Source organism: Paenibacillus shenyangensis, assembly GCF_000346635.1.
GTDB classification, from domain to species: domain Bacteria; phylum Bacillota; class Bacilli; order Paenibacillales; family Paenibacillaceae; genus Saccharibacillus; species Saccharibacillus dauci.
Genome location: NZ_AOIG01000029.1, coordinates 78,875 through 90,217 on the forward strand (window position 1 = coordinate 78,875; position 11,343 = coordinate 90,217).

12 protein-coding genes and 1 pseudogene are annotated in these 11,343 nt (G+C 36.5%); 4 read left to right on the forward strand and 9 right to left on the reverse strand.

All coding sequences use genetic code 11. The features are described 5' to 3' along the window. Positions 1 to 60 precede the first annotated feature (60 nt). The 5 genes from H065_RS0121820 to H065_RS27510 all read right to left on the reverse strand — a co-directional run bounded on the left by H065_RS0121820 (position 61) and on the right by H065_RS27510 (position 5,230). Complete coding sequence (locus H065_RS0121820; protein ID WP_017815227.1) at positions 61 to 870, reverse strand: VirB6/TrbL-like conjugal transfer protein, CD1112 family; 810 nt, start codon at positions 868 to 870, stop codon at positions 61 to 63. Between the two features lie 63 nt (positions 871 to 933). Continuing rightward, positions 934 to 1,338, reverse strand: coding sequence for a hypothetical protein (locus H065_RS0121825; RefSeq protein WP_017815228.1), 405 nt, complete (start codon positions 1,336 to 1,338; stop codon positions 934 to 936). Between the two features lie 29 nt (positions 1,339 to 1,367). Further along, positions 1,368 to 3,230, reverse strand: a complete 1,863-nt coding sequence (locus H065_RS0121830) for a VirD4-like conjugal transfer protein, CD1115 family (protein WP_017815229.1) — start codon at positions 3,228 to 3,230, stop codon at positions 1,368 to 1,370. Positions 3,231 to 3,269: 39 nt separating this feature from the next. Then, positions 3,270 to 4,865, reverse strand: coding sequence for a PcfB family protein (locus H065_RS0121835; RefSeq protein WP_193746797.1), 1,596 nt, complete (start codon positions 4,863 to 4,865; stop codon positions 3,270 to 3,272). A 134-nt stretch (positions 4,866 to 4,999) separates the two neighbouring features. Then, entirely contained in the window at positions 5,000 to 5,230 is a 231-nt protein-coding gene (locus tag H065_RS27510) for a helix-turn-helix domain-containing protein (protein ID WP_338010884.1), read from the reverse strand. 123 nt (positions 5,231 to 5,353) lie between these two features. Between H065_RS27510 and H065_RS0121845 the strand changes: the two genes are divergently transcribed. Then, positions 5,354 to 5,782, forward strand: coding sequence for a helix-turn-helix domain-containing protein (locus H065_RS0121845; protein ID WP_017815232.1), 429 nt, complete (start codon positions 5,354 to 5,356; stop codon positions 5,780 to 5,782). 175 nt (positions 5,783 to 5,957) lie between these two features. Here H065_RS0121845 and H065_RS28020 read toward each other — a convergent pair whose 3' ends face one another. Next, positions 5,958 to 6,098, reverse strand: coding sequence for a hypothetical protein (locus H065_RS28020; protein WP_017815233.1), 141 nt, complete (start codon positions 6,096 to 6,098; stop codon positions 5,958 to 5,960). Further along, on the reverse strand, positions 6,088 to 7,440 hold the full coding sequence (locus tag H065_RS0121855) for a hypothetical protein (RefSeq protein WP_017815234.1): 1,353 nt from the start codon (positions 7,438 to 7,440) through the stop codon (positions 6,088 to 6,090). The genes H065_RS28020 and H065_RS0121855 overlap by 11 nt, the downstream gene beginning before the upstream one ends. 446 nt (positions 7,441 to 7,886) lie before the next feature. On the opposite strand from H065_RS0121855, the gene H065_RS26580 reads away from it, so the two are divergent. The 3 genes from H065_RS26580 (at position 7,887) to H065_RS26590 (ending at position 9,667) form a co-directional block, all read left to right on the forward strand. Beyond that, positions 7,887 to 8,360 carry a hypothetical protein gene (locus H065_RS26580; protein ID WP_017815235.1) on the forward strand — a complete coding sequence of 158 codons (474 nt, stop codon included), beginning with the start codon at positions 7,887 to 7,889 and terminating at the stop codon, positions 8,358 to 8,360. Between the two features lie 3 nt (positions 8,361 to 8,363). Further along, positions 8,364 to 9,410 (forward strand): serine/threonine-protein kinase, encoded by a 1,047-nt coding sequence (locus H065_RS26585; protein WP_017815236.1) that lies wholly within the window; start codon positions 8,364 to 8,366, stop codon positions 9,408 to 9,410. A gap of 62 nt (positions 9,411 to 9,472) precedes the next feature. Next, entirely contained in the window at positions 9,473 to 9,667 is a 195-nt protein-coding gene (locus H065_RS26590) for a hypothetical protein (protein WP_017815237.1), read from the forward strand. A gap of 422 nt (positions 9,668 to 10,089) precedes the next feature. Here H065_RS26590 and H065_RS0121875 read toward each other — a convergent pair whose 3' ends face one another. Together H065_RS0121875 and H065_RS28025 are read right to left on the reverse strand one after the other, a co-directional pair. Next, positions 10,090 to 10,671 carry a response regulator transcription factor gene (locus tag H065_RS0121875; protein ID WP_017815238.1) on the reverse strand — a complete coding sequence of 194 codons (582 nt, stop codon included), beginning with the start codon at positions 10,669 to 10,671 and terminating at the stop codon, positions 10,090 to 10,092. 171 nt (positions 10,672 to 10,842) lie between these two features. Next, positions 10,843 to 11,343, reverse strand: a pseudogene (locus tag H065_RS28025) (hypothetical protein); the annotation flags it as partial.

An 11,343-nucleotide genomic window follows, 5' to 3' on the forward strand; every position in this document is an offset into this window, starting at 1 on the left:
CCATTTGTATACATTTATGTGGGTGTTGCTTGGTTGCCGGTGCTTTTTCTGTATATAGAATCAATCACCAACCAGTTTTTTAGACCATGAACCGGATTTAATCACAACCAATAGCAGGATAACAGCTGCCAGCATACCTTTCCAAAGTTCAACATTGCTGCCTTCTCCTGTGAAGAATCCAAAATTCACGTTTGCTATGATGGCTATATAGATGATGCATCCTATTATGATAATCACACCTTGTAAGCACACCGCTGCATAATCGAACAGGAATCTTCGCCCTCTATCTACTAATCCATCATGGATAAACTTTGCAATGGGGATCGGAGAGATCGCTGTATATATGAGTAGTTGAAACAGTCGACCAAAAACAATCACCATAATAACGATTTTGATTCCTTGCAAGATCCATATAAAAGGCATTTGTTTAAAATCGTACATTTTCTGATCGAACCAACCCATTTTGTCGTATTCTGCTTTCATTGCTGAAAAGTCGATTTTATAAAGCGTGGGATTAGATCCTACCGTTCCAACAAGATTGGCAATATGGGAAGATAAGCCGAATATTAAATCAAGAATTCCCATCGCATGTTCCATAATTACCTTAGCCAGAACAAGTTTCAGCATGCAGGATACAACTGTTTCGAATCTAAAGAATTGAAAATTCATTGATTTACTCATGAAATCAAGTAAGAAATACAATGTCAGGAGACTATAGCCGATAGGTAAAACGCCTTGATGTATCTCACTAATAACAGAGTATACGCCTGGATAGTCACTCGGCCCCTGCGTAACTAGACTGGTCACTTCTGTAATGATCCCTGCAAACCCGTCAAATGCTTCTTGTATATCATCTACTGGAGAAGCCAACTATTTCACCACCTACCTCAATAAAATAGGGGGGCTAACTGTAAGCGCCCCCTGTCGTCTATATTATCCTTCCAGTCCAAACAGACTAAGGGACTTCGAGAGACCGAATACCAGGAAGCCAGCAGCTAGTGTCTGCATTCCTCTAATCTTTGCATCTGCATCATCATTCTTGAAGCCAAGTGCTGTTTGAATACCACCAAAGAAAGCAACGACCAGTCCGATCCGTCCAGCCCACTTTGCAATCGTACCAATTACTTTATCGAACTCTGCCATCCCCGCATCACCGCCACCAGCTGCATAAACATGAGTCGCTGTGAAGATTGTCAAAAAGGCAGCCATAGCCATTACTCGAACTGTCAGCGGATTTTTGAAGAATTGAACTACCTTAGTTTTAATAGTTGTCATAGTAGAAGTACCTTCTTTCATTTCAATTTGATTTGTTGCAATGTTTTGTTGTTGGTTTTTCATAAATTAATAGTCTCCTCTTAAATAGAAATTTAAATTATTGATTTTATTTGATCTTCTATTTCATCCAGCTTTTTAATATCAACGATTTTTACTTCATCGATTCGCTCGTTCAAGAGTACGTCAGGCACTCTCATATTTACTGCTTTGGCTATTTCATCGTCTTCTGTTTCCACATGATCGTCATGCAGCATTGAATAATCAAAACGATTCCCCTCATTTGCTTCAAACAGCAACTTATAATTAGGATGTTTTAGTAGATTGTACTTATCGCTGTAAAATGCGCTGAATCCGCGTACAAAGAGAATACATTTCGAGTTTGGCATTTGTGCAAGTTCGTCTACCGTCATAAGTTCTCTTCCCATCGTTGAATAACTCACACTGGAAGAACCGCTTTTCCCTCTTGATCGGCTTGTATTCTTTATATCGATGGTTTTTTTGCCAAGCCCTTTGCTAACCCATTCTAATGTCGCGCGTTCCTGACCACCTAAGAATAGAACGCTATCACAGTTCCCCATAATAGTTTCCCAACTATCCTTATACAGAGATTTTAACTGCGTCATAGCCTGTACGATGGGTGCAACTGATATTTCACGACTTCGTACGGTAGCGATCAATTTTTCAAAATCAGGGATTTGACCGATGTTAGCAAATTCATCCAGCCAGCATTTCACATGGATTGGCAGACGGCCACCATGTACAAAGTCTGCTTGATACAGCAATGTATCGAATAGCTGCGTATACATCATCGCAGCAATAAAGTTGAACGTAGTATCCCCATCTGGAATAATCACGAATAAAGCTGTTTTTTCATCTCCTAACGTTGCTAATTCAAGTTCATCCTGGGACAATAGCTTTTCTACTTCCTCGATCCCAAATGGTGCCAGTCTTACACCTGCAGATATGAGAATACTTTTAGCGGTCTTTCCTGATGCCATTTTAAAAACGTCATATTGTTTCAAAGCAATATGATTAGGTTTTTCTTGTCGCAACAATTCAAACAAGAAATCAAACTCGCTTTTAAAATCCTCTTGATCCTCGCGAATCTCAATGAGCCTTAACATAGTAAAAACTGTTGGAATATTATGCTCATGTGTTGGTAGCTCATAAAAGATATAGAAGAATATAGACAGTAATAACGCTTTTTCAGCTGACTCCCAGAATGGATCACCTCCGCTTTTGTTACCACTTGTGTTCTTCATCAGAGCATTAATGACTTTAAGTACGTCTTTCTCCTGACGAATGTAAGCAAAAGGGTTGTATCCACTGCTTATAGCCATATTGATTAGATTAAAGACCTTAATCTTATAGCCTTGATTTTTTAGCGCATAGCCAGTTTCTTGTAAAAGTTCCCCTTTCGGATCTGTAATGACGAAACTGGTATTAGCCTGTAGGATATTTGGTTTTACCAAAAATCTACTTTTACCTGTACCTGATCCACCCATTACCAGCAAATTAAGATTGCGTTTCGATTGCTTTCCATCCAAACTAAGACGTTCTGTCTGCGTAAGGATCATGTTATTCTGTGGATCTTTGTTTCTTAATTTGTTCCTTTCGCTACTGCCCCCAAACTTAGCAGTACCATGTTCCTTTCCTGGCATTAGGTTTTTTTGAGAGGTAATTTTGTATAATGCATAAATAAATATCGCTACCAGCTCTACAAATAGAAACTGCCGTGTTTCAGGGCTCGGGAATACAATAATGTTTTCTATAATGCTGTGTTGGGTTGCTGTCGTTAGTTCATCGAAATGAATATTTTCGATCTCAAACGGTTCACCTGTCTTTTCAAAAGCTGCATAAGCATGAATTGTAATGAAAGCAACGCAGACGTACACGACAGCACACGTTATAAGAAAGTTCCTATTTTGCTTTTTGCGCTTTTCTTGTTCTGTCATTACCGCGCTCCTTACCTAAACTAATTAATTCATTAAAGATTACCGCCCCCCTACCTCCCTATTCTTATTTTTTGCTGGCGGAGCTTGTTGAGCAGCTACCAAAGGTCGTATTTGACTGCGTCTTTCCTCAAGGCTTTTGCGTCCTTCTACACGTTGGTGCATGTCATGCAGCATATTAGGCACCTGAGTAGCCTGATTATCGCGATCTGATCCTTTTACCTGCTCTCCAATTCTTTCAGACAAAGATTCACGTTCTGCAGTATCCTTGCGTTCTTCATACATGTCTCTTTTAAAATCAATCTCGTTCACTTTGATCCCATAGCTTTCAGCCAATTGACGGTGTTCAGGCTTATTCATATCCAGTGTGACAGAAGGCACTCTTATTTTGGTTCCTTCCAGTTGTTCATAAGTTCCTTGCTGCGTTGGAGTATCTTTTGCAGCTTCATTAGAAGAGATTGGTTCATCTACGCTAGCCGCATTGCGATCACGATTGCGACGTAAAAATTCCACAATAGGTGTAACATTTTGTTCTGGAGTCGGTGTGCTAACTTCTGGAGCTTTGGTTAAGTCACCAGCTATATACGGACGGACTTTACTATTGTCAGTATCACTGATAAGACCTTCATGCTCCATCCTGCGAATAATAGAATTAGCCTCTCCTACGCCTACATTAATCTCTTCACGTATTTTGGCTAACGATATTTCTCCTGCTTCTCTAGCCAAGTCAACAGCTCTTTGATAGTTCTGTGCCCCCTCTTTATCCAAGGGTTCATCAATAAAAATGCGAGTTCTTCTTTGAAATGCTTCGGGGTCAACAGTGATAGTAGTTTCAACTGTCGGTTCCCCTTCTGGAGTCATTTCATATACATATTTCGTAGCACTACCTTTTTCCTCTTTACTTATTTGGTTATAAGTCACGGGGGTGTAATACGACATTTGTATGTCTTCCATTGCTTCCTGTAGCAAACGCTCTTTTTGTTCTAATGTTGAATTTTCGTTGTTAATAGAATTTTTATCACTCGTAAACTTCTGTTCTGCAGGCTGTTTTGATGATTGAAGAACTTCTTCAACCTTTATCCCTTCTTGACCTGCTAATTTACGCTGTACAGGATCATCTAAGTCTAGCTCTGCATTATATACTTTAATAGAAGATTCACCAGTGACTTCATAGTCAAGCTGCTGACGTTCATTCTGAGTGATGATAGCTTCAACATCTATCCCTTGTTCTTCTGCCAGCTTTCTTTCTATTGGATTACTTACATCCAACACAGCATCGGGCACTTTAATTTGAGAATCGCCTACAATTTCGTACCCCTTATCTTGCTTAGCTGGATCGCCTTGTTCTGTAATGCTTCTGTTTATAAGGTTTTCAATTACCATCTTCACACGAGCTTCGTCACCCAGCTTGTAGAAGACTGAGTGCCTTCCATCGTCTTCAATAACTGCATAAGCAATTCCAAACTTTTTAGCCTTTTCAGCAAATTCTTTTAATTGGTGCTGATGAATATCAAACATTTTGATTTCGTCGTTACTTTTTAAAAGCTTTATTAGGGACTTTTCGCCCGGTTTATTTCCTTGTTCTTTTGCCTTATCAATCATAACTACTAACATTGCTTTTACAGCTTCGTTAGTCATTTTGGCCGTTTCCCTTGATAGATCTATCGCGCTCCTGGTAACAAGGTATCCAGCATCGCCGCCTAAGTCAGACATTCCATCACTCCTTTATTTCCTTCCATGTGTAACTCGTAACAGTACAATGTTGCTCAAGTTTATAGACTAATCAAACTCTCGTTTTCTTCGTCGAGTTCCTCAACCTCAACCCCTAGTGCTTTTGCCAGCCTTCTAATACTGTCATGGCTTGGATAATGCCGTTTCCCATTCTCGATTTGGGAAATTGTTGGTTGAGACACTCCGGATACCTGCGAGAGTTTTTGCTGTGTCCAACCCTTTTCTCTTCTTTTGCTCTCAATCTTGTGTATGTGGTGCACCTCCTTGAACACATTATATTCGTATACGAATATTTAATCAATACTTTTTATTCGAATACGAATAAAAAGTATCTACTAAGGATTCCACTATCTTTTTTTGGTATGCTTATGTAAAAACAATGGTGTGTGAAAATAATGGATAACCTAAACGCATATATTGGAGAAAAAGTGAAATACCATCGCAAAGCTTTAAATATGAGTACAACCACTTTAGGGAAGTTATCAGATACATCCCAAAGTACAATTTCTCAAATCGAGAACGGCCGTGCTACAAGCGTTGAGAACCTTTTAAAGATTTGCACTGTCTTAAAGATCAGCTTTTCTGATGTTTTGCCACCAGAGATCATTCCCAGCTATGCGGATCATGGAAGCCAGCTGCTGGGTATAATAGAGTCTTTAACAGACAGTGAGGTATCGTTCCTGCAGCTGCTTTTGTCTTCGAACATCATACCAACATTGAAAAGCATCACTCCTTTGATTGATTCTTTGGATAAACTAGATGACCAAACTAAGAATAATTTTCTCGCACTTATTAATTCGTTTGCGAATAATAGGAACAATTAGAGCATACTTTGTTTAGTTAAAGCAAAGTAGGGTTAAATTTTTACCCCTGATACATAAAAACGGGTTAGCTTTTTATCGCTAACCCATTGTTCTATCAGTGTTTTATACTTAATTCTGGAGTTACGTGTTTTTTTCATCACAAAAAAAAGGGACCCTCGACTGAGGGTCTTTTTTCTTATGCTCCACCATGTATGCCTGTAGTCGTAATTGTACCAGGTGATCCGGCATGTGTACCGGCTCCTGTATTGACCAAACCTGTTCCAATCAGTAAGGATACGCCTACTATTAATAATGCTTTTTTAATATTATTTTTCATTTCGATACACCTCATTAATCATATTTTGGTAGTTTTCCATTACCTCAGTACTAGCTTGCTGCCTAACCTTTTCAAACAGTCCTACGTTTTTAATTATATATTTCTTATCATTAAGAATATAGGACTGTTTTAGGCTTATGAGTAGTCGGCTGTATCCTAATTCATAGTTTCCTTTACTAAAATAGTACTCTGCTAATTCATATGAAAGACTACTATAACGTTCTAAACTGATCTGCTCCGTGTATACTTTAATGTTCTGAGAAGATTGTTCGATTTCTGCAAGTTCATCTCTGTACTTCTCTAATATGTGATCAATATTAAATCCATATTGATTGGCTGCTTCTGCCGCATTTAATAAAAACATGGACAATTCATCTTTATGCTCATCTATATATTCGGAATAGTCATTTAATACTTCTTCTTCTCCAGATAATAAGCGTGGAACATAGCTGTTCACAACAGCCCAATTTTGGAATCTTTCTTTCCATATTTGGGCTTCTTCATCTTCTTCCCGTACCCAACTAACATCGCCGGATTGATTCAGGTACCTTAATGCTTTTGAATAGTCCTTCTTGTATTCGTAAGCGCCACCTAAAAGTAAGTAAGAATAAGATATGTAGACAAACAACGGTCTCATGAGCTGGTGATCTGAGAGTTTAGGCTGCAGTTGATACTGGAAAGCAGCCTTCTCTCTGAGCTGCAGCGCAATCCGCTCTACTCTATCCCATTTACGCATAGAACGATACACATTGGCTAAATCTCTTAGGGCATCTAACTGATCCAGCGTATCCAGTTTGTCTACATATTCTTCAAATGTGATTGCTAGTCTATAATTTTCTTCCTGATCGTTCCCTTGTTTTACTACAAATAGTCTATACCGGCATAGTGCTAATCGTTCGGAATGCTGTCTCTTTTCGTTTATGGCTACGTTCTCATAAAGAATGATAGCTGCTTCTTTTAAATCAGATTTCAACAACTCTTCAGCTAATTCAAATAGGAGTTCTGAATATAATAGATCGTCACTGACGAGATTGACTACTTGCTCAACACATTCCAGCTGATCAGTTTCAGCAGATCGAACTAAAAATCGCTTAATTCTTCTCCAGTCTGGAGCTGTTGTCTCTAAATACTCTTCTATATATTGAGAATAAAGAGAACCTTCATTAAGTTGCATGGCAGCCGTGACTTTATCTAATTGATCAGGGCTTATTACTTTGCTGCCATTTATAACTGCACTAAGTATTCCTCTATTAACATTACAGAGGTCACCAAATGCTGAGATACTAAGATTGTTGTCATCTATATAATTTTTTAATTTTCTAGAAATTGATAATCCTGACATTAAGTAGTTCACTCCTTTTTAACTATCAAATTCGTAAATGAATATTAAATATAGCGATTCCCAATTCTAAAGATCGAACGATTCCTAAATAAAAATAATCAATTTTTAACAAAACATATTTATACAAATATAACCATTAATAAAAAAAAGATCAATTATTTTTGTGATAAGTCAGATTTTTTGTATATGTATATATGTTTTTCCTGCCACGTTTTTTATGTGCTATTCTATATAAACAATAAAGAATGCCGAAAAGATCCAGGACAAATTATTGTATACTTTTAAGCATATACAGAATTTATAACTTCTATCTTCATTCTTGTCAGGTCGTAAATTATTTTGACTTTCTAAGGTCTTGTACTCTAAACAAAAAGCACCGATAGGCAACTCAGTTCCTTTCCTTGTAGATTTATCGTACAATAAACAAACAAGGAGAGTGAATACAATTGAAAGCTATTGGTCTAAGAGTTTCTCCAAATGAAATTTTTTACTGCGTTTCCGAAAAAAACAATGAAAATGTCGATATCGTGGCTATCGATAGTTTAATTGTGCCTAAAGCTCTGCATACTCCTGAAAAATTAGCGTATGTTCGAATAAATCTCATTTCCCTTTTTAATATGTATCAGATTGAATATGCTGGCATAAGAATCCCAGAAGGAACGGCTAAAAATCCTGATATTAATAGAACTTACTTAGAAGGCGTCGTTCAAGAATTATTGGCAAGTTGCAATGTAAAAATGTATTTTTTAGGTAGGCTTACAAGCATCTCTTCCAGACTTAATGAAAGCATGGAATCAATCAAAAGTTTTATTACAGGTGACAATGATTTGATTGAAATAGAAGGATTACTAGCTTCTGCAAAAGAAAAGAGAGAAAGTATTCTAGTTTCTCTTGTTGCTGCAGAACTTGGAGGGCAATAGAATATGACAACTCCAGCTACTATTCGTGAAATATTAACTAATCTCTCTTTAAGTTTGGGAGAAGAAATTGGAGGCGAAGGTGCTAACTCCCAGGCTTTTCTTGCATATGACCCACAATTAGATTCAGAAATAGTTGTAAAAGTCGTTCCAAAAGCAACATTTACAGATCAAAATAAGTACTTTCAAGAATCAAAACTTTTGTATAGTAGCAGGCATCCAAATGTGATGGTAATCAACTTTGCTAGTCAAGATGATGATAACATTTATATGTCGATGCCTTATTACTCACAAGGTTCACTAAACAAACTTATCAATACAAGATATCTTAGAGCTAGAGAAGTTATAAAATATGCTCTGGATTTTTTAAGCGGTATTCATTATATTCATACTCGCGGTTTAATCCACTTTGATGTTAAGCCTACAAACATACTTATCAACGATTCTAGTCAGGCCGTATTAACTGATTTTGGACTAACTAACTACATTGATTTATCAGGCTTTTCACGCCCTTCGGCTTTATACCTTGCTCACCAAGCCCCTGAATCTCTAAAAGGGATTCCATTAACTGTTCAACATGATGTATATCAGGCGGGTTTAACTTTGTATCGTATGTGTAACGGAAACGAAATATTTGAAGAGCAAAGACAAATATCAACTAGAGCCGATATACTCAATGGAAATTTTCCAAATAGAGAAAGATTTCTACCTCATATTCCACGTAAATTACGTGGAATTGTTAAAAAAGCCCTTGAACTTGATCCAGCTAATCGCTATCAAACTGTTCTTGCATTAATGAACGATTTAGGGAAATTGGACGAACATCTTGATTGGTATTATGAAAAACTTCCTGATAGTGAAATTTGGTCTCGCCAAAATGATACAGCAAGATTTACAATTACTTTACTCCAAGATAATGGATTTTGGAAAAGTACTGGACAAAAGCTGACTTTTAGTTCTGGCCGCTCTACACGAATTTCAGCTGCATTCGGCACTTATGCAGATAGACAAGTTGCTGAGAATAAGATACAGCAGCTACTCAAAAAAATTTAGATCATATGTTCGCTTTTTTCAAAGATCTATGGTATTCTTACATTATGAGAGGAGGTCTGTTTATGAAAAGTATTGTCAGAGTGAGAAAGAATCTATTGACAAGCGATAAACTTGCTAATCCATTCTCTGATGTGCCAATGGAAGAACGTTTGAAAAAAGTAAAAGCAATTGACCTACGAGATAACTATTGGATTGAAGACCTTGGAAATGGTTTTGGTAAAATACACGCGATTGATCCTACTAAGATTTACAAATGATTTGTTCAAATATAGAAAGCCGTTCAATCTTGAGCGGCTTTTTTCTATGTCTAAAACATCAAAGCAAAAAGTCATTCTTCAAAATAGTCTCATAATGATCTTTTATTTAAAATCAAATCACCTATCATATCAAAAACTCTTCTATATAAATCTAAATTTTGGTTACAATGATGAAAGCCTCTAACCTGATCTAGAACCTTTATTATGTATTAGACACTAAGAACGTTAAAAATAATGCTTATAACTCTAAATGGATTTAATAGTTTTGTTAATAGCAATTACAAACTTCTATTTTCTTATTGTAATTATATGCCAAGTTACATTCAAAGTTCCATCCTCATGTATTTCCTGATTATATGCAAAAACGGCTGAATAGCGTCTCCTATCTGAAGGGCTATCCAACCTATATTATATATTTCTTATTAACTATTAATCTTAACTTGGATTTGCTTTATCTGTTTCTTTACTGTTTCTTCTGATTTAAAAAGAGCTTTTGCTATCTCGTTGCGATTCATACCTTTTTCTCTTAAATCATATACTTTCCGTTCTATTGGAGTTAGAACGTACCTTAGCTTCCTTTCTTTCTTTAATTCCGAAATTAGAATATGGCATATATCCGGATGTATGCTTACCTGCTTGAGTTGAGCAGCACGTATCGCATTGGGGAGATCCGCATACAATGATTTTTTAATATAGTTAATAGCTCCATTATCAAAAGCTTCTAAAACAATATCCTTATCGTCCAGATCAGTGAGCATGATGATATTAGTTAATCCTAACTTCTTCAGCTCACACGCTGCTTTAAATCCGTCGCAACAATTCGGAGTAAGCATAACATCTATTAAAGCTACAGCAACTTTTTGTTCTTTATAAGATGCAATTGCTTCTTTGTAGCTTTTGGCACAGTGAACTAATTTAATGTCATTATGTTTTTCAAGGTACTCTTTTATACAATCCATCCAAATGGGATCGTCTTCAACGAGCATCACATTAATATAATCCATTGTATGAACGCCCCCTATAATTACTCACTCTATTTCTTATTCAGCTTTATAAAGCTTACTTATGATTATTGCTATTAATGCCTTTTTGCAAAACACCTCACCCTTCACGTTGGATGTAATTCAAAAAAAATGGGATATTATTAATTTTATATTATCAATAGTTACTAAATTTTATATTCTAGTATTTTTATCGACTGATCTGTCAATATTGTCCCGGTTAAGAACATTCATATGATTGCGATGTTCAACAGTCTTTTGAATATCTCGAAGCTGGTATAACTCCTGCTGTGTACTATTTAGTTTCTCATTGAGTTTGTAACTATTATGTTCATAGCTGTGTTGTCTATCTTTATAAATATCAAAATTATTCTCATTGATCTTCCATTTGCTAAGTTGAAGTTGAGCCTTCTCGAACGTAGCCAATTCTACGTTATATTTCTTTTTAAGCATCAATTTTCTAACGCCAGCTGTTTGATATTCATCGTGGATTGGTTTTAGTCGTTTATAAGTATCAATAGTTTTATTTACTAACTGAAGTTGAGTAGTGATTTCGTTAGCTTCTGCTATTAAAGTGTGAATATTGTTTATGCGGTCATTAAGAGTGGCAGCTGCTTCAACCATATCACTTTTATTTTTAATGTTATTATTAACTAGGGCGTGTTTTAAAACCCG